This is a genomic window from Spirosoma validum, assembly GCF_014699035.1.
Taxonomy (GTDB): Bacteria; Bacteroidota; Bacteroidia; order Cytophagales; family Spirosomataceae; genus Spirosoma; species Spirosoma validum.
On sequence record NZ_JACXAA010000019.1, the window covers coordinates 41,670 to 61,863 of the forward strand.

A 20,194-nucleotide genomic window follows, 5' to 3' on the forward strand; every position below is an offset into this window, starting at 1 on the left:
ACTGCAAAACCATCTTTTTTTACTGCACTCTCTAACCGTTCCCCCGGTAGGTTTGTACCGACAAAAACCCAAGAATACTTATCTCTAATTTATCATTTACTCTCAACATTTAATCCCAAAACCATGAGCAAGATCATAGTAAAAGACGGTACCGAGATTTATTACAAAGATTGGGGAACAGGCCAACCCCTCGTTTTCCATCACGGCTGGCCTTTATCCAGCGACGACTGGGATACACAACTGATGTTTTTCGTAAGCCAGGGGTTTCGAGTCATTGCTCATGATCGCCGGGGACATGGCCGTTCGTCTCAAACCTCCGATGGCCATAACATGGATACCTACGTAGCGGATGTGGCGGAGCTGGTAGCCTTTCTTGATCTAAAAGATGCGATACATATTGGCCACTCGACCGGGGGTGGTGAAGTGATTCGCTACGTAGCAAAACATGGACAGGGACGGGTAGCGAAAGCTGTGCTAATTAGTGCCGTTACCCCCCTGATGGTTCAAACCGAAACCAATCCAGAGGGTGTTCCGATGTCTGTATTTGATGAAATCCGGGAAGGCACCGCTACCCACCGCCCCCAATATTTCCAGGATTTCACCCTCCCTTTTTATGGGTATAATCGGGAAGGAGCGAACGTATCACAAGGCATTCGGGATAATTGGTGGCGCCAGGGCATGATGGGGAGCATCAAAGCCCATCACGATGGTATTAAAGCGTTTTCAGAAACCGACTTTACAGAAGACCTGAAGAGTGTGGATGTGCCGGTTTTAGTGTTACATGGCGAGGATGACCAGATCGTTCCTTTCCCAATTTCCGGCGCAAAGGCGGTAAAGTTATTAAAACATGGAAAACTGATTTCGTATCCGGGCTTTCCGCATGGCATGCCCACCACGGAAGCAGCCACCATTAACGCAGATCTATTGGCTTTTATTAACTCGTAATTTATCAATAGATTTAACTATTACAAAAGGCTGTCATTAGAAAATGACAGCCTTTTGTAGCATCTGAGAAACAGGACTATGGGTATTCCATAATACCGAGGCCAGTCTTTTTTAAGGGGCCGCCCTCCAGCTCGACTTTACATAAACAGTACTATGAAGGAATTAATCGGTTCGGCTGTGGGATCAATCGGTAAAGGCTTTGTTGCCGAAAAGAAAAACGTATTGACGATTTCATTTGTCCTTTTCTGTACGCTGAATACAATCGGTCAGAATATAAACCGCCAACAGGTAAATCGGCTCTTGATTCAATTACAAAAAAGTAGAGCAGATGAAAGCAGAATTCATAGTTTAGTCGAGCTGGGCAAGTTTCACATTTATAAACCAGGGGAGACAAAAATTGATTTGGATAGTGGCCTTACCTATTTACATCAGGCTAAAAAACTAAGTGATTCACTCCATTTAGTCAGATGGCAACACGAGGTAGAAAGTATGTTGGTAATCGCCGACATGGAAGGGAAAAATCATGAGCTTGGTCAATTACGATTCCGTCGACTACTAGATGAATGCCAGCGGACAGGCGATAAACGAACAGAAGCTGTAGCCAGATTTAGAAACGCCATTTGGTTAAGAAATGTAGACAAGGAGTACAGCCATGTAATTAGCCAATTTGTCCAGGCAGCAACCCTTTACCGATCCTTAAACGATCAGAAAAATGAAATCTTAGCGCTAAAAGAAATTGCCGTTACGTATTTAATTCAGGGAGATAATGATATTGCGGAGGCCCAATTACTGGATGTATTGAAGCGATACAAAGCCATTAACTACCCAAAGCTCCATGACATCTATAATTTGTTAGCTGTCGTTGCCCGGTTGAATGGCGAGTTAAATAAAGGGCTTCTGTACTCACTCCTATGCATTGACAATATGAGCGAGACGGGCGATACAACCTCAGCGGCTACGTACTATGGTGATCTTGCCAAAATTTATATAGAAATAGGAAACTATGGCAAAGGAATGGAATGGTATAGGAAATCGCTTACCAAATGGAGACAGGAGCGACAGCCTAATTACGCCCTCTACAACACGGCAGGGGTTATTAGCCAGGATCTTATTGCTCACCACAAACCCCAGGAAGCATTACGTTTAATTAACACCCTCGTCAACGAAATACCGACTAATACGATGATTCAAAAAGGGTGTGTTGCTCAGAATCTAGCGTACTGTTACGAAGCACTCTATAATTATCCGTTAGCGGAAAAATATTACCTGGAAGCCATTAGCTGGTATAACAGAAACAAGCTGGACTCTGAAAAGGCTCAAAAAGCACATCAAGATATAGGATCGTTTTATTTCAAGCAGAAAAGATTGACTAAGGCAAGCTATCATTTAGAAAAAGCCTTGAGCATTCTGCCACAGAAAAACGCCCTGCTGACTGTTCGAAACATTCATTACATGCTCTTTAAGATCGACTCCATTCAAGGTAATTACCTGTCGGCCATCGGCCATTTTCGTCAACATAAAGCTATAAACGACTCGCTTTTTAACGAAACAAAAAGTAAGCAGATTGCCGGTCTGCAAATTCAATACGATACCCGCCAAAAAGAACAAAACATTGAGTTGCTTACCAAACAAAGTAAACTACAGCAAAGCGAACTGAAACGAGGGCAATCTACCCGTAATGGCATTATAGCTGCCAGTCTGTTGCTGGCTGGCCTGCTGGGTGTGAGTTATAACCAGTTCCGACTAAAAAAACGTAGTAACCAGCTCCTCCAGACCCAACAAATAGAGATTAATCAGAAGAACCAGTCGTTGAGCCAGCTTCTGGAAGAAAAAGAGTGGATGCTCAAAGAGATTCACCACCGGGTTAAAAATAACCTTCAGGTCATCACCAGTCTGCTCAATTCGCAATCAAGCTTTTTGCACGACTCAACGGCGCTGGCGGCTATTCGGGAAAGTCAGAATCGGGTGCACGCCATGGCCCTCATCCACCAGAAACTGTATCAATCCGATAATCTGGCCCTAATCGATATGCAGCAGTACATCTGCGATATACTTGATCACCTTATAGACTCATTTAATCGACAGCATTCGGTGCAGAAACAAGTAAGCATCTCGACTATCCAACTGGATGTCACATTGGCTACTCCGTTGGGGTTAATCATTAATGAGGCTGTTACCAATTCGTTAAAATACGCCTTTCCCGAAAACCGTCCGGGTACAATTTCAGTCAGTTTCCGTTCGCTGGAAAATCAGGGTTACTTGCTAACGATAACGGATGATGGAATTGGCTGGCCCACTGGGTTTAACGCGAAGCAGAATAAAACACTGGGTCTGTCTATGATTCGAGGATTGAGTCGGCAAATTGGAGGCCGGCTGGCTATAAGTCAGCACGAAGGTGTACACATTAGTTTGGAATTCAGTCAGACGAAAAAGGTATCAAGCGGACGAGATGTTGCTTGAACGCTTTTTCAGGCTAAGACATTTATGAATATGAATTTAATATTTATTGAACGAGGGTTCAATAAGCGAAATTTCAAAGCAATTTAACGTCTATTAAACGACCGTTTGTTATGAGTCAATAATGTGACTACTCTATCATATGAGTTCGTCTCACTTGGGAGGGTATTTTGAGAAAACATAACTCATAGTCGTGCGTAGAATCTTCGTTGCTCATGGATAAATGACTGCTGCGGTTAGCTTTGTAAGTATGAGTAGTAGCATGAACAATTCTTGGTCACTATTAATTAACGAGTTAGCTGGCCATTCAGAACAAATGGGGCAACTGCATCCTCAACTGATTAAGTTAATTTACACCAAGCAGTGGTTTAAGCTTTATTTGTTGCCTGATTGGGGTGGCGTAAAAATCGAATTTCCAGCTACTCTACGTTTACTGAAAACCATTGCTCAAGCTGAAAGTAGCACTAGGTGGGTCGTTCCATTATGCAGTGGAGCATCTTGGTTTGCTGGCTTTTGGGATACTAACCAAGTAAGGCGTGTATTTCTACGGCCTGATACGTGCATTACAGGCAGCGATGCCCTATCAGAAACCGCTATTCAAACCGGAACGGGTTATATAGTGAATGGGTTTTGGAAACATGGTACTGGGGCCTTGCATGCTACCCATTTTACGGCTAGTTGCCTGCTTAAAAATCCTGATGGCTCACCCGTGTATAGCCAATCAGGTCAAGAACTGGTTCGTTCATTTCTGTCCACCAAAGAGGAAGTAAAGCTTGTGCCCACTTGGGCAACAGTCGCTATGACCGCCACCGGTAGTCATGGTTTTGAGGTTAATCATTTAGCGGTCATGCCTGAGCGTAGTTTTGTCATCAACGAGGCTCTCAAACGAGAAACCAACGTAGCCAACTGTCCTTTTCTTCAATTGTCGGAAACAACCCTTGCCGTTAATTTCTCCGGTATGGCTACGCATTTTTTCGACTTACTGCATCATCATTTCTTTGTCCAAAAGGGCATTGACCGATTTGCTAGACGACAAGCAGCGTGGTTTCATCAGGAGTACACTCAGCAAAACAGCGAATTCAATACGTGCCAACAGGCTTTTTATCAGATTGTGGATGAGTCTTGGCAGGAGCAGGGTCAGCAGAATTATCTTAGCGAACAAACCAGCAGACAAGTTAGCCAAGTTAGTATACAGTTGGCTCATACGTTTCGACGGGTGATCGACCAGTTATTCCCGTATTGCGGGTCAAGATCGGCACGGAGTTAAACCGTATTTGGCGTGATATCCACACGGCGAGTCAACATTCGTTACTGACCTTTGACAGTCCAAATTAGTAGTAAAGGTCAATCTCAAAAACGCCTGATTGAAGAAGCACATACATGAATATTCCTTCGTCTCAGAAAGAAGTCTTATGACCATTGAGAAGTTACTAAACTGGATTACACCGCTGATGCTGGGGGCACTAATAGGTCTCTATGAGATACTCCATGGCCTATTTTATGTTCTTTACGGAACACCCGACCAAAAGCGGGACTATCCGCTCGAGATCGTACTGGGGCTGCCCATAATGGCCATATGCCTGGGGGGACACTGGGTGATTCGACGGCTCACGCAGGCTAATACACGCAACATCTGGATCATTGAAACGATCCTAGTGGGGCTGGTCCTATACGGTTTTTATCGGTCTTAAAAGCCAATACTACCGCCACGAAAGTAGGGAGAACAGAAACCTGCTGAATCGGTTGTCGCCGTTGATGCTGGCAGTATGCGGGATCCTTTAGGGCACTCTGGGCAGACGTACAACCAAATGTAGTTTGTCGATTGCATCCCCATTGCTCATGATTTCTGTCAGCCTGAACGGATCTCTGATTCGGACAGACCGGTTTTGGGGCAATTGGCAGCGTTGGGTATACCCGTCACGGAAAAATCGTGAACTACTAAAGTGAACAGCTTTTTTGAACGCAAAAAGACCGTTTCCAGCCTCTTCTCTCCTACCCAACCGCCGTTCAGAAGAACGTCCGAATAAAATCAGGACAAGACAGCCGAATTGTGGGCAATAAATAGATTTGACTCCTGTAGACTAAGATACCTAAAGTCAATGGAGAAGCTTTGTCTCAGGAATTCCATGTTATCTGCCTAAGCCATTACATGCATGTACCTGCTGGTGAACTAAATATACAAGGGGTAGGTCCAGTTTATCAGCTACACTCTTATTGCTTCAGACTAGATTCCTCAACGACATGTTTACCAGTTCATTAGGCCACATGCTGCAGCAGTTGTTCAATAGCGATGTCTTTTTTATAGGGAAATCCCACGCGGGCGTATTGGGCACGTACGGAATGCTTGTTCCCGGTATGAGGTCCGTAATATGGGCTTTATAATTTAGCCAACCTTATTCGTGCATATTTAGAATTGCCATGCCGTAAAGTGCTTGGTATTGCTGGCGAAGCGGAAATTCGCCGATTCGATGACCGGCGTAGTTCCCGAAGGCACCGAAGAAACAAAGATTTTTTCGGTCGGCGTCTGGATCAACACATTGAGCGACGGTACTTTATTACCCAGAGAGTTTTCCAGATCGGCCCGAACTTTGTCGACGGCTTCCTGAACCTTACGGCTAGACGAAACAGGGTGATCATCTAGGTTAATGACGCTACAGCCGAACAGTAATCCGGCCAGCCCGGCAGCCAGGAAACGTCTGAAGAAACCTGTCCGAATAGTCGTAAGCGGGAATTCAAGCAGTTTACTCAGGCGCGTAAACAAGAAAGACGTCATCATACTAGTACGATATTTTTTTGCAAAAGGTGGTTAATTGTAGGCCAGCGTATAGGACAAATATGTTGTAATGGTGTCGTTAATCGACAACAGACCTTCCTGGTGCTGGCGGCTGCCGTAAAGGTTTTGATGATACTGGCGATTCAGAAATGGGAATTCTCCTGCACCGAGTGTGCCTGAGTGTCAGTAGGGGGCCGCATGATAGACCGTAACACAGGACTTAAGCGTTAATCTGCCTGGGATGAGGACCAGGGTAAATATTGACGTGAGTTTCATGGTAACAAACAGTAAGCGGAAAACTAAAATCGTTTCAGGTCTGCACTTCCGGGAATCGGTGAGGAGGAGTTAGACAGTCTCACCAAAGTCTCGGAAGCGCATCGCTTATTTCTTCTCAAAAGTAGGGGTAGGTGTCCCAGGAAACGGTAAGAAATGGTCTAACTTGCCTGGCCTAGGGGAAATAATCGATCCGCTCGCCGTCGGTGTTGTTGTCCACCGTTTCGCAGGCTCCACTGCTCTCCAGTACGATCTCAAAGCGGAAAGTGCCTGAAGTACCTTCCGGATTAAACAGCCCCTCCAGACCAAACGAGAGCAACCCTCCAGCCCCAATTCCTTGCTCGGTGCTCAATAGGTAGTAGCCTGCATCCGAACCCGCATCCCAGCGCCAGGCACTGTTGACCACCGGCCGACCACCCACCGACGTAGCGCTGGCGGGCAGGTTCAGACTGAGTTTAGCTTCTTTGGGAACCTTGACGCGGATAGGGCCTGAGGTGGCCACTCCGTGCAGTTCGTCCACATTCACTACCAACGTAACGGGTGACGTACCATACAGAATCGAGGGGCGGGCATAGGCCTGAAGGGTCAGATCGGCTCCCTGGTTGATGGTCAGATTAAAATCGTTGGCGATCAGATTATTACAAGTGCCATTAATAAATAAGAGATATCGGCCCGCATCACTGGGTTGCAGGTTTGTCAGGGTTAGGGTTGCCGAAGTCTGACCGCTGTAGGCAGCGCCATCTTTGTACCACTGGAAGGTTGGATTTGAGCCACTGACGCCCACGCTGATGCTGAAGTTACTGCCCGCACAGACGGCTGAACTGCTGGGAGGCTGTTGGGTGATTGTCAGGGGTTGATTAAGGCTCAAACTATAGGCCGCCGAGGTCAGGCTGCTGCACGAGCTGGTGATGACCACCACATAACTGCCCGCATCGGTGGTCTGGGGGCTGGCCAGGATCAGGCTGGCCGAAGTCTGACCGCTGAGCGGAGTCCCATCTTTGTACCACTGGAAAGCCGGATTCGAACCACTCACGTCCACACTGGTACTCACTGTGGTTCCCATACAAACCAGGGTACCGCTGGCGGGTTGCCGGGCGATGGTCAGGGGCTGGTTAATAGCTAGGCTCAGGCTACTGGATGTTAGGCTGTTGCAGCCAGTAATCACGACAGTGTACGCGCCTGCATCGCTGCCTTGCAGGTTGGTCAGCGTCAGGCTGGCGGAGGTCTGACCGCTGATCAGGACACCTTCTCTGTACCACTGGAAGGTGGGGTTCGAGCCACTGACGCTCACGCCAGCGCTGAAGCTTCCGCCCACGCAGCTAATCGAGTTGCCAGGGGGTTGCTGGGTGATGGTCAGGGGCTGGTTGAGGCTCAGACTGAAGGCCGTCGAGGTCAGGCTGCTGCACGAACTGGTGATGACCACCACATAACTGCCTGCATCGGCAGGTTGCAGGTTAGATAAAGTCAACGTAGCGGAGGTCTGACCGCTGAGTTGAGTACCCTCCCTGTACCACTGGAAGGTGGGATTCGTACCACTCACGTCTACGCTGGCGCTGACACTCGCCCCTGGACAAACGGCTGAACTACTGAACGGTTGTGCCAGCATCGAAATCGCCTGGTTGACGGTCAAACTGAAAACGCTGGATGTTAAGCTATTGCAGCCGGTAACCACGACGGTATACTCACCTGAATCGCTGGCTTGCAGGTTGGTCAGCGCCAGACTAGCCGAGGTCTGTCCGCTGAGGGGGGTACCGTCTTTGTACCACTGGAACGTGGGATTTGGGCCACTAACGGCTACACTGGTGCTTACATTACTCCCCGAGCAAACGACTGAGCTGCTGGCCGGTTGGCCCGAAAGGGTGACCGCATCGCTGACACTGAGGGTAAACGGAGTAGACGTCAAACTGTTACAGCCCGAGATGACGACCTGGTATTGACCTGCATCGCTGGGCTGGAGATTGTTGATGGTTAGTTCAGCCGAGGTCTGGCTGCTGAGCAGAACGCCATCCTTGTACCACTGATAGGCGGCCGCCGGAACCGCAGACTGGTCTGCACCGGTCTTTTCGATGCGCACGCTGGTGCTAAACCGGCTCCCTAAACAGCCGGTTATTCGACTGGCCGGCTGGGCGGCAATGCTTAGGGGCGAGCAACTATTGCGATTAAGTCTGGTGAAACGAGTTACTTTATCCGGCCCAAAATTAGCATCATACGCCCCTGTATACATGTGATCCAGCCGCCCATCGGTATCGTAATCAACCCAGGCTATCGAGCCACCTTCTGCCGCATCATAAAAATCATAGTTTGCAACCATGACAAAGCCATGTCCAGATAGATTATGATGAATTTGGCGGACAGGGCTTTGTCCATCCAATAATCTATCCAATGGGCGACCAGCGAACATAAAATCCAGCCACCCATCGTTGTCATAATCCCCCCAGGCCACGGTAGCATTAAAGGACGCAGAGAATTGGGGATTAATAATATTCCCCGTTACGTCGATAAACACATTGGACGTATTAGCATACAGCCCCCGGAAGCCACCATATTGCCTTCCCTCTTGAGGTTTATTTTCCCCTACGATCAGTAAATCCAACCGGCCATCCCGGTCGTAATCCCCCCAGGCCACCGAACTTTTAATCAACCCAGGCAGGGCGCCCTTAAATCGGTCTTCGGTTACGTCCTCAAACCCATTGCCCGTGTTGCGATAAAGCCTGCTGATCCGATCGGAACGATTATCGCCCGTAATGAGGAAATCCAGCCGACGATCGTTGTCAAAATCCGCCCACGATACCGACCCTGACGATACCCTGGGCAGGCCCCGAACCTGACTATCTGTTACGTCCTCAAACCCACTGCCCGTATTGCGGTACAGCTTACTGACCGGGCCCACTTGCTCGCCCCCATCGCCCGTCAGCAGCAAATCCAGTTTACCATCGTTGTCATAATCCCCCCAGGCTACCGAACTCTCAAATAGCTGGGGCAGGCCGCCCGGGAATTGTGAACTCGTTACCTCGCTAAAGGTACCCCCCAGGTTACGGTAGAGCTTACTGACCGGGCCTGCCCCCGATTTGCCCGTGATGAATACATCCAGTTTGCCATCGTTGTCATAATCCCCCCAGGCCACTGAACCAGCCGTCACCTGGGGCAGGCCGCCCGGGAATTGGGTGGCGGTTACATGTACAAACCCACTACCAGTGTTCCGATACAGCCGGCTAACAAAACCATTGCCCGTACCGGTTTCGCCCATCATGATAAAGTCGGGCTTGCCATCGTTGTCGTAGTCGCCCCAGGCGATTGAACTCGAAGACACCTTCGGTACGTCCGGAAGTTGGCTCTCCGTTACGTTTACAAAATTGCCGTAGTTGGTGCCATTGTGATAAAGCCGGCCGAACGTACCGGTCGTGTTATTTCCCATGAGCAACAAGTCCAGCCAGCCATCGGTATCGTAGTCTGCCCAGGTAACGGTACTATTGCCTACCTGAGGCAGTTTGCTTATCTGTTGATCCGTTACGTCGGTAAAACCATTGCCATTGTTGCGGTACAGCTTACTCAACGTGCCACCGTCGGTATTACCCGTCAGCAACAAATCCGGTTTGCCATCCCGATTAAAATCCCCCCAGGCTACCGATCCCGACGATACCCCCGGCACACCCGGTAGTTGATTTCCCGTTACGTCGGCAAACTCACTACCCGTATTGCGGTACAGTTTACTGGTGAGCCCAGTGCCCGTATTGCCCGTCAACAGAAAATCCGGTTTACCATCCAGGTCGAAATCCGCCCAGGCCACCGAAGAACTACTGACACCGGGCAGGCCGGGTGCCTGACTCGTTACGTCGGTAAAGCCGCTGCCCGTATTGCGATACAGCTTGCTGACCGGGCCACTGTCGCTAGTACCCGTCAGCAGAAAATCCGGTCGTTCATCCAGGTCGTAATCGGCCCAGGCCACCGATCCCGACGATACTCCCGGCAGACCGGGCACTTGCTGGGCCGTTACGTCTGTAAAGCCGCTGCCCGTATTGCGATACAGCTTGCTGACCGGGCCACTAGCGGAATTGCCCGTTAGCAGAAAATCCAGCTTACCGTCCTGGTCGTAGTCAGCCCAGTTCACCGTACTAAATTCTAACCCGGGCACATTGTGCAACTGGCTGCTGGTCACGTTCACAAAGCCATTGCCTGTGTTGCGAAGCAGCAGGACGTCCGGACCAAACACGCCGTTGCCCGTGATGATCAGATCCAGCTTGTTATCGTTGTCATAATCGCCCCAGGCCACCGCCCCATCCGCCAGGCCCGTCTGGCCCCGCGGCAATAATTGGCCGCCCACTTCCCTAAAGCCATCCCCCATGTTCCGATACAGGCGTATGGCCCGGCCACCGTTCGGCGCTTTGCCCATCATGATAAAATCAGGCTTGCCATCGTTGTCATAATCGCCCCAGGCCACTGCGCCCGAACTGAACTGAGGGAGTGCCGACAACGTTGTTCCCTGTATCAGACGTTCGGATACGTCGGTGAAGGGCTGAGCCTGCACCAGCGGGCTGAGGCTCCCCAGGCTTGCCACAAAAAGTATTATCCAGACCCGCCCGCGGGCGGCCTGAGCGATATAATCAGCTAGACGTGCTTTCATAAAGAGTAGTTAGAGGATATAAAGCCGGAAAGCCGCACGGGTACAGGCTGCCCTGCCGGTATGATTTCATAGCCGATGAAGGAACGAGGTAGAATCTCTGGTCCAGAACCAGGCCAAAAGTAGGGAACTGACGCCCCGCCGAACGATAAGAAATGATCCAAATCCGATAAGAATTGGTCCAATTAGCCCTGCTCATTCGATAGGTCTAACCCTGAGCCATCAAATCAGGCAAAATGATTCACGCCCCGTTCCTGTAGTTGACCCTTTTGCAGATTCCGTTGCCGGAACCCAACGTTTCAACTTGGCAGATGCTCCACTAATTGGTGTTGGCTTCATTGCTGGAAATAATCGACCTTATCGGCGTCTACATTGTTGTTCAATCGGCTTTCTCCGCCACTACCCCCCGTTACCGTAGCACTCACGGTCAGTAGTCCTCCGGTTCCCCCCGAACTGAGCGGACCACTCAAGCCAAAACTAAGTTTATCTCCCCCAGGAATGGACTGGCTGCTCGTCAGAACGTAGTAACTACCCTCGCTGGCAAAGCTCCAGCTACTGTTCTGGATGCTACGGCCTGCTAAGGTGGTCAGGCTTCCATCAAAGCTCAGAGGAGCTTTAGCATCTTTAGTGACTTTGACGGTAATGAGCCCACTGGTGGCCACCGAGTTGATCTCCACCACATCCACCACCACCGTCAGGGGGGTGTTGCCATACACCGTCGAGGGCCGGGCGTATAGGGTTGGCGTCAGATCGGGGGCAGGAGCCTGAACCGAAAAATTATAGGTGGTAGAGGCCGAATTGTCCGGGCAGCCACTCGCATCGGTGGCCCGCACGACGATACCGTAAAAACCCGTTGCGGTGGGTGTGCCCGACAAGACTCCGGTGCTTGACAGGCTCAGACCCGTCGGCAGACTGCCGGCGGTCTGCGAGAAGCTATAGGTACCCGTGCCGCCAGTGGCGGTAAAACTCTGCGAGAAACTAACCCCCAGCGTAGCTACTGTCGTTACCGGACTGCTGACCGTTAGGATGGGCCCAGTGAGCGTAGCGGACAGCGAGAGGGGAATCCCTACACAACTACCGCTCAGCGTGATGGCGTAGGAGCCTGCGCCCAGGTTGGGAATGGTGAACTGGCCACTAGCATTAGTACTGGGAATCAAGGCCTTGACACTGCCTCCCACGGTATAGCTCAGCGTATAACTGGTGGTGGCTTTCAGGCCCGTGAGAGTGAGGGCTCCGTTTGGTGAGATGCAGTTCGTTGGATTAGTAGCGCTCACGCTCAGAGGCTGATTGGGTCCGGACCCGACATAAAAGAAACCCCCGTTGTTATTCTGTACGATGCCGGTATTGCTGGATATTTGGTTTACATTTTCGGAATTTTCGATAATAGTACCCGAGTTTGTGATCGCCCCACCGTATTCTGTAATTACGTCGTTGGACACCACATTGATCAACGCCCCACATCCCGAGTTGTCGAAAAGATAGGAATTCTGAATAGCTAAGCCTCCCACCGCGGCAATGGCCCCTATGGTAATCTTACCTTCGTTAGTGAAATTGGCAACACGGTTGACCAGACCAGCAGTCTTTGCTCGGTCAAGGGTAATGACACCCCCTACTGTATTGGTAAACGTAGATAGAGATTCGCCCTGGCTTTCGATAGCTGTGCCTACAGTTGTACTGGCTCCGATGGTAATTCGAGCCTCATTCGTGAAGTTGCCACCGTTTAAGCTTACAATACCAGCACCACTTACCTGGTCAATGGTGATAGCGCCCCCCGAATTGTTAACAAAGGTGGCCTGGTTTACAAGACCGCTCCCCTGGTTTCCGAACGGCGTCAGGGTTTGTCCCATAATGATCTGGGCTGCGTTGGTGAAGGTGCCACCCGTGTTTACCAAACCACCGACAATACCGTTAGCGCTTGGTGGACTTCTTACTTCGCCAATTGTGATGACTCCGCCTGTGTTGTTGTTAAAGGTGCCCTGGTTTTCAATACCCCTGGTTTGCACCCGAACTATACCGATGTTGATCTGAGCCGCGTTGGTGAAGGTGCCCGTGCTTGCGTTAAACAAGCTAGTCACAAAGGATCTGTCAGTGGAGATAACGCCCCCCGTCTTGTTCATGAAGTTACCCGTATTCCGTATGCTATAACTTGAGGAGTTTGATGGAAAGGTTGAATTGAAGGCGGTGCCAAGTAGGACCTGGCCCTCATTGTTGACGGTGCCGCCATCGTTGAAAAAGCAAGTCGAGTTTGGTTGGATGGTTGGTTGTTCTATGGCGATGATGCCACCCACCCTGTTGGTGATGGTGCCCAGGTTTCGAATACCATAGTCTCCGAAAGAAAACGACCCGGCAGAAATCACTAATTGCCCCTGGTTGCTGAGGGTGCCACTGTTGTAAAAGGCCGTTAATGAGCCGCTTATGGGTTTACTCTGATCGACTAGTAGTCTCCCTCCGCTGGTGATGCTCAGCGAGGCCCCGCTCTGAACTTCTACCGAGTTGGCTACCACTGTGGTACTCACAATAGGATCATTGGCTGGTGCCGATGGAATCACCACATTATCGGCGGCCGTGGGGACGCCCGCCGGGTTCCAGTTGCTGGCTGTATTCCAGTTGGTAGTTCCACCGGTCCAGGTTTTCTGGGCCTCAGCCCTGAGCCCAACCAGCAGCAGGAGCAAGCCCAACAGCAGGCTACGACTGCCCTTGGCCGACAGGCAGAACGTGTCTTGTTGGGGTCGACGGTCGACCACGTTTATAAATGGAGAAAACCGAGTCATGAGTAAGTTGGATTGAGGTATAAAAATCAGAGACTATTTCTTGGCGCAGCGTCGGATGATGGGCTGTTCATCGCTGGGATAGTCAGGGAGTGAAAGTCCGCACCGTCCCAGGTGGACATTACGTTGACGTACTATTTTCATCGATTGAGTAAAGACGTACTGCTCTAGCCCAAGAGCAAGCTAAAAGTAGGGGGAGGGTAGACCGGGCAACAATAAGAAATGATCCAAATCCGATAAAAAATGGTTCAGTTGACACTGAATCGATGACCTGGAGAGTTATCCGATCAGCCTTGAGCGATAAACTCGCGAGGACTCCGCTGATAGAGTTCCCGAAAACATTTACTGAAGTAGGCTGGACTATCGAAGCCCACCTGGTAAGCCGTTTGTTTAACACTCTGACCAGCCCGCAGCAACTGAGCCCCTCGCTTGAGCCGGTAGTTGCGTAGCAGATCGTGAGCCGTCAGACCCGTCAGGGCTTTTACTTTGCGGAACAGATTGGTGCGGCTCATGCCCAGTTCATTCAATATTTGCTCCAAACCAAAGCCGGAATCACTCAGGTTTGCGTCAAACAGGGCATACAAGCGGCTCAAAAATGGGTCGACGGGTTTGGGAGTTGCCTGAGACGACAAACTGGAATTACTCAGACTGGTTTTCCCCCACTCCCGTTGCGGCCGTTTGCTCAACAGTTGATTGAATAGGTGCAGATAAACAAATGAGTTGATTTTCATAATTTGACTGGTTAACTATGAGTAATGAATTGGTTATTTATTTTCTGAGTGCAATCTGTTCTGACGTGGTCAAGTAAGTCCAATCTGACATGCGCAGTCTTCTAAGCCGGAACGCGCAGGACGGTAAACGGAAGGACCGGTTTGCCCGTAGCCGAACGTTGATTCAACTGAGCATTCACCACGAACAAACCGCCTTTCACCTTCGTCACCACAGTAGAGAATAAGAAATCCGAATTGGTATAGAATTGTACCAGCATGGTCCTTAAAAAATCAGCCGACAGTTTAATTCCGGCAATCGTATTCTCTAGGTTGCGGGCCACGTACAGGGCGTGATTGTCCAGTGCCAGGTCATCATCATGAACCAGAAAAGTGCCTGTAAATGGAAATCCCTGTACGTTCTTCATCTGGGTATTAATCCGGAATAGCTTCGCTAAAGCGTCTGTGTAAAATTGGTTGGTAATCGTTTGCCCCGCCCGGAAAGGGGAATAAACGACAAAATCCGGTACACGAACGACCGGATTTTGGTAGTAAATCAAAAAAGAACAGCTATGACTGGAATAAGGTGGGGCCCATCCAGGACCGGCCAGGGGCGTTACGTCGGGTTCGGAATCCACAGCCGGAAGTAGGTGCCGTGCCGGGTCGCCAGGCTCATCTCACCCCCTAATTGGCCGGTCAGTTCACGAATCAGTCGTTGGCCAAAGGAGCCTTTTCGCCGGTTAAAAGCCGGACTTGAACTCTTCAATCCCAGACCCTCCAGTCCGGGATTGGAGAGTCCGGGACCATTATCCTGGACCTCGATGAGTAATCCGGTCGCCGAGCTATCCGTTACCAGTTGGAGCCGGACGTTCAGCTTAGGTTTGTCTACGTTGGTATACGCGTATTTAAAGGCATTGGTCAGCACTTCGTTCAGAATCAGGCCCAGTGGTACGGCTACATCCACATCCAGATGAATATCAGCTACCTCCACCTGACAGTCGAACGTGCCGGGGTCGAAACCGTAGCCCAGCAACAGGTTCTCGGTGAGTTCGGTCACGTAGGCTTTGATGGGCACATCGGCCAGGTTTTCGGTCTGGTAAAACTGTTGATGAATCAGCGAGATAGCTTCTACCCGCCGTTGCCCATCCTGTACAGCCTGTACCGCCCGTGGGTCGTCGAGTCGTTTGGATTGCATCCGCATCAGGCTCGACACGATGGCCAGATTATTTTTGACCCGGTGGTGCAACTCCTGCATCAGAACGCCCAACCGATCGGACTGCTGGCTAATCTGCCGGTTGTTTTCAGAAACCATCTGGCTGGATGTTCTCAGCCGGGCGTTCACCTGCCGGATGACACGATACTGCCACAGGGCTAGGCCCAGCAGGGCAATCAGGGCAATCAGTCCGACCGCCTGCCAACTGATTTGGGTTAACTGACGCTGATTATCAACACTTAGCTGGTTGATGCGAGCCTGTTTCTGAGCGGTCTGGTAGCGGGCTTCTACTTCGGCAATCTGCCGGTTTTTCTCCACGCTTAACAACGCATTCCTGTACTGATTGCTCAGTCGGTCGTAAACCAGTGCCTGTTTGTACTGGCCCCTGGCTTCGGCAATGTGCGTTAGGGATTCATAGACCTGCATTCTGTGCTCATCCTGGCGTTCGGGGTCATGTTCAATGCGGCTCAGGGCCAGTTTCGCGTAGTAAACGGCTTCGTCCAGTCGGCCCAGGTGTAGCAGCGCTTCAGGCAGGTGGATGTATTCGTAGAGTTCCCGTCGCTTATCGCCCTGCTGGAGACTGTAGGCCAGGCACTGGCGAAAGGTTTTTTCGGCTTCGCGGTACTGACCCTTTTTTGTCAATAAGACGCCGTAGCCATCCAGGTAACTATGAAAGTTTGTCCATCTCCGAGACACCCAGAAAACTTTCATGGCCTTTCGACTATAGGCCAGCGCAGAATCCAGTTTTCCAGTATTTATGAAATCATCAGTCTTGTCTGCATACATAAACGGCAGCATGAACAGTTGATGATACGTGCGTTGTAACGTAGCTGCCTGCCGATGGTATGCCTGTCTTTTAACCAAATTTTGAAGGTTACTATATACTGCGCTAATATGAACACAGAGTTGTTGTTGCTGTTCAAAAGCATAGGTGGCCTGATAGATAGCCAGTGCCTGGAGAAAAAAATCAACGGACCGGACAAGATTGCCGTTGGTTTCTTCCATATACCCTGACAACTCGTAGAATCGGGCCGTCCAGGCGATTAAATGAGCTTGCCGGGCCACCGTCAGCGAAGCCTGTAACAAAGTCCTGGCTTCAGCGAAGCGGGAATGTTCGTTCAGAAATTTAGCATACGTTTCGGCCCATACCAATCGCTGCACGGGCGACAGGCCCACCATCCGCCGTTGAAAGAGGCTATCGTAATCAATAGGCTGTAGGGTTTGTGCCCAACTGCTGATACATAGTAAAAACAGGAAAATGAACAGACCGGTACGCATAGAGTTACCGAATGTTGAAGTGGCGCAAAAAGTCGGGCTTGTAGAGTCGGCCCAGCGGCAGACTCAGCGTGGGTAGGCACACTTCCCGTTCGTTAAAGGTACTCACCCGGTTCAGATTTACCGCAAAGGAGCGGTGGATGCGAATCAGGCGGGGGAAGCTAAGCCGATCCAGCACGTGGCTAATGGTCAGCCGTAGGGCGTAGCGGTGCTGGGTGGTCACTAACGTCGTGTAGGAACCATCGGCTTCGATATAGTCGATATCATCGAGGCTGATTTTGACGAACTGGTATTTATGTTTGATAAACACCGCGTCGTCAATCCGCAGAATGGGTTCGGTTCGGGCTTCCTCTTTAAGCGCAGGCGGACTGGTCTGGGAAGGCAGCGGTTCGGGCGGAGTCGTCACCGTCTGGGTAAAGTTTCGCAGGGCCAGTTCAATAGCGGCCCGCAGGCCGGGCACAGTGATGGGTTTGATCAGGTAAGCCGATGGGTAGAGCCGCATGGCGCGGTCGAGCGTGGCCTTATCGGTCAGGGCGGTCAGGAAGATGATGGGAATGGCCCGTTCGGCCAGCAGGCGTTCCGCCGTTTCGATACCGTCCCAGTCTCCTTTGATATGAATATCACATAGGGCCAGGTCAAGCCGGTTTTGCTGATGCAGGCTCAGGGCTTTGGGGCCGTTATTGGCCGTCCCAATCACGAAATAGCCCTCTTCTTCCAGTAAATCGCTCAGGTCCATGGCGAGCACCGCTTCATCTTCAATAATCAGGATGTTGATAGGGTCACTCATGCGTCAAGGTCAGTTAAGGTAGTCGATTGAAACGGTATCCCGGATCCCCGTCAGCGCATCGGTGCTGAACTGCCCGATTACGTAGCCCAGGGTGTCGGTTCGCCAGGTAACCGACACGTCCGACCGTTTGATTAGTTTGGTGGGCGTTTCGGGGGGCGCGTACCGGTAGATCTCTACATGCCGGGCTACTTCGCTGCTGATGGGAAACACCTCCCCCCAGGTAATCCAGGGGTAGCGGTTCAAATCATAGGGAACGCCCCGAATTAACTGATATGGGCTGGATACCGACGAATTGAAACCACGCCGAATGATGCGGTAGTACAGAATGTTCCGGTCGTTTCGCACATCGAGCTGCACGTACCGCCCCTGTTCATCCAGCCGGTATTGGGTCGAGTAAGCCATCAGGCCACTGTCGTTCAGCGGCATTCCCAATAGCCTTGTAATCTGGCCTTTTGCATTGGTGCTGACCTGGTAGCGGTAAATGGGCTGACCATCCTGAAAAAAGTCGATTCCCACCAATTGTCCGTTCTTGTACTTGTATTGACTAGAGCCCCGCTCATCGCGTACCTGGTCCAGTAGGCCCGCCTTCGTGTAAATTAGGTGTTGGTTGAGGGGATAATCCTTCAGGTTAAACGTGTGTTCAATAGCTGAACACGCGCTTAACTGCTCGCTGGAATTAAATGTATAGGTGTAGTAGTTGGTGTTATAGGCATGCCACACCACTTGTCGACACTGGCGTTTGGGGCGGGCAGGGGCCGCACGAACGGACAAGGTATTGGCTCTGGTCGTACTGTTTTGATGATCGGTGGGTGTGCAGGCAAACACGGCTATCAACAGCAGGTAAATGAACAGGAGGATTTTTATCGGGGCCATCGTACGCAGCATGGATAGACTGGAAAGACTACTCAAGGTACGTCAATTTGGCAAAACACCAGGTATAGCTGTGAGTCAACGGCATGGCGCTTATCCCCTCAAAAGTAAATAATTGGATTTATGCGTACTGATAAATGATCACGAACGACAGGTTTGCGTACACGAACGACCTGAATAAAGGAGTGAGCAGTCCACGGTCAGCCCTGTCCCTGAATAAAGAAAGCCGGTTTATCCTGGTTAAACTACCCCACCCGCCAATCCGGTGGAATATAACCTAATCAGCTAATTCACTTGTAAGCTAAATCCGCCCAAAGTCCTTCACTAATTTTGCTGCCCATGAGGACAGGGTGAGCAGGGAATCGAGTAAAAGTCGCACCGATCATTGAGGGTATAAAGGCCAGCTTGCTATTACTTTGTAGGTATTATTTTATGGGTTCAATACCGCTGAACGGATACGTGTCGAAGGAACGCCAACGGTTGGTACACGACACGCACAAGCGAGCGAATTCAGGACGGGTCACGATATGTCTGGCAGTTAATTCGGCTACAAGAACCACAAGTCTGGCTACGTCTTTGTGTTAGGTAAAGCAGACCTTTGTCCCAACCAAATCAGAATACGCTATGATCTTAGTCACTGGAGCTACTGGCCAACTGGGCACTGCCGTCATCCAGCACCTACTCCGAAAAGTGCCGGCCAGCCAGATTGCCGCCTTCGTGCGGGACGATTCGAAAGCAGCTAACTTGCTTAAACAGGGCGTGGCAATACACGTGGGCCACTACGATGACACAGACTCCCTCGATAGGGCCATGAAGGGTATTGAAACGGTTCTGTTGATTGCCGGTACGGATGAGGAAAACCGGGTTCATCAGCATCAGAATGTCGTAGATGCAGCCAGGAAAGCAGGGATTCATCGGATTGCCTACACGAGCCGGGCGCTGAAAGATCCCACTACACTGGTGAACCGGTTGATGGAAGGCCACGTTCACACCGAGCAGTACATCAAAGCAAGCGGACTGTCCTACACGTTATTTCAGAACATTCTGTATATGGAGGCAATTCCGCAGTTTGTGGGGGGCGAGGCCGTTTTTGAGCGCGGTATTCACCTAGCCGCCGGGCAAGGTCGGGTTGCCCTGGCCCTACGTAGCGAGATGGGTGAAGCCATCGCCAATGCCCTGGCGAGTCCCAGTGAGGGCAACCTAACGTATCAGTTAACCGGCCGTGAGTCGTACTCGTTTTATGATGTAGCTGCTTCCCTGACCAAGCTATCAGGTAAGATCGTCACCTACACTCCAGCGGAGCCAGCCACCTTTATCGCCCAATTAATGGGGCGAGGTTTGCCCCAGCTCCTGGCCCAGCGAATCACCGGATTTGTAACCGATATTGCCAATGGTCAGGAAGACATTATAAGTCCGGATCTGGAGGAGCTGCTGGGTCGTAAGCCGACGCCACTTAATGAAGGGTTAACCTTGTTGTATAAGCTGTAACATTCGTCGCCTGGTTTCAT

The 20,194-nt window shown here is 50.6% G+C and carries 13 protein-coding genes; 5 read left to right on the forward strand and 8 right to left on the reverse strand.

Translation table 11 applies throughout. From position 1 onward, the window contains the following. Window positions 1-123: 123 nt before the first annotated feature. From IC230_RS30550 to IC230_RS30565, 4 genes are all read left to right on the forward strand, one after another. Window positions 124-945 carry an alpha/beta fold hydrolase gene (locus IC230_RS30550; RefSeq protein WP_191042877.1) on the forward strand — a complete coding sequence of 274 codons (822 nt, stop codon included), beginning with the start codon at window positions 124-126 and terminating at the stop codon, window positions 943-945. A gap of 153 nt (window positions 946-1,098) precedes the next feature. After that, the gene (locus tag IC230_RS30555) at window positions 1,099-3,405 is read left to right on the forward strand and encodes a tetratricopeptide repeat protein (protein WP_191042878.1); all 2,307 of its coding nucleotides are present in this window, start codon (window positions 1,099-1,101) and stop codon (window positions 3,403-3,405) included. A gap of 259 nt (window positions 3,406-3,664) precedes the next feature. Next, the gene (locus tag IC230_RS30560; RefSeq protein ID WP_191042879.1) at window positions 3,665-4,669 is read left to right on the forward strand and encodes an acyl-CoA dehydrogenase family protein; all 1,005 of its coding nucleotides are present in this window, start codon (window positions 3,665-3,667) and stop codon (window positions 4,667-4,669) included. A 145-nt stretch (window positions 4,670-4,814) separates the two neighbouring features. After that, entirely contained in the window at window positions 4,815-5,093 is a 279-nt protein-coding gene (locus IC230_RS30565) for a hypothetical protein (RefSeq protein ID WP_191042880.1), read from the forward strand. A gap of 716 nt (window positions 5,094-5,809) precedes the next feature. On the opposite strand, the gene IC230_RS30570 is transcribed toward IC230_RS30565, so the two are convergent. The 8 genes from IC230_RS30570 to IC230_RS30605 all read right to left on the reverse strand — a co-directional run bounded on the left by IC230_RS30570 (window position 5,810) and on the right by IC230_RS30605 (window position 18,689). Beyond that, window positions 5,810-6,178 carry a hypothetical protein gene (locus IC230_RS30570; RefSeq protein ID WP_191042881.1) on the reverse strand — a complete coding sequence of 123 codons (369 nt, stop codon included), beginning with the start codon at window positions 6,176-6,178 and terminating at the stop codon, window positions 5,810-5,812. A gap of 445 nt (window positions 6,179-6,623) precedes the next feature. Beyond that, window positions 6,624-11,069, reverse strand: coding sequence for an FG-GAP-like repeat-containing protein (locus tag IC230_RS30575; RefSeq protein ID WP_191042882.1), 4,446 nt, complete (start codon window positions 11,067-11,069; stop codon window positions 6,624-6,626). Between the two features lie 332 nt (window positions 11,070-11,401). Then, entirely contained in the window at window positions 11,402-13,837 is a 2,436-nt protein-coding gene (locus IC230_RS30580; RefSeq protein WP_191042883.1) for a beta strand repeat-containing protein, read from the reverse strand. Window positions 13,838-14,121: 284 nt separating this feature from the next. Beyond that, a complete protein-coding gene (locus IC230_RS30585) occupies window positions 14,122-14,565 on the reverse strand; it encodes a helix-turn-helix transcriptional regulator (protein WP_191042884.1) in 444 nt (147 codons plus the stop codon). 101 nt (window positions 14,566-14,666) lie between these two features. Continuing rightward, window positions 14,667-15,179 carry a hypothetical protein gene (locus tag IC230_RS30590; RefSeq protein WP_191042885.1) on the reverse strand — a complete coding sequence of 171 codons (513 nt, stop codon included), beginning with the start codon at window positions 15,177-15,179 and terminating at the stop codon, window positions 14,667-14,669. Continuing rightward, a complete protein-coding gene (locus IC230_RS30595; RefSeq protein ID WP_191042886.1) occupies window positions 15,158-17,032 on the reverse strand; it encodes a histidine kinase dimerization/phosphoacceptor domain -containing protein in 1,875 nt (624 codons plus the stop codon). The genes IC230_RS30590 and IC230_RS30595 overlap by 22 nt, the downstream gene beginning before the upstream one ends. A 4-nt stretch (window positions 17,033-17,036) precedes the next feature. Continuing rightward, window positions 17,037-17,816: a LytR/AlgR family response regulator transcription factor gene (locus IC230_RS30600; protein ID WP_191042887.1), complete on the reverse strand. Its 780-nt coding sequence runs from the start codon at window positions 17,814-17,816 to the stop codon at window positions 17,037-17,039. 9 nt (window positions 17,817-17,825) lie between these two features. Beyond that, window positions 17,826-18,689, reverse strand: a complete 864-nt coding sequence (locus IC230_RS30605; protein ID WP_191042888.1) for a hypothetical protein — start codon at window positions 18,687-18,689, stop codon at window positions 17,826-17,828. A gap of 621 nt (window positions 18,690-19,310) precedes the next feature. Here IC230_RS30605 and IC230_RS30610 point away from each other — a divergent pair. Then, complete coding sequence (locus tag IC230_RS30610) at window positions 19,311-20,174, forward strand: SDR family oxidoreductase (RefSeq protein WP_191042889.1); 864 nt, start codon at window positions 19,311-19,313, stop codon at window positions 20,172-20,174. The last annotated feature ends 20 nt before the right edge of the window (window positions 20,175-20,194 follow it).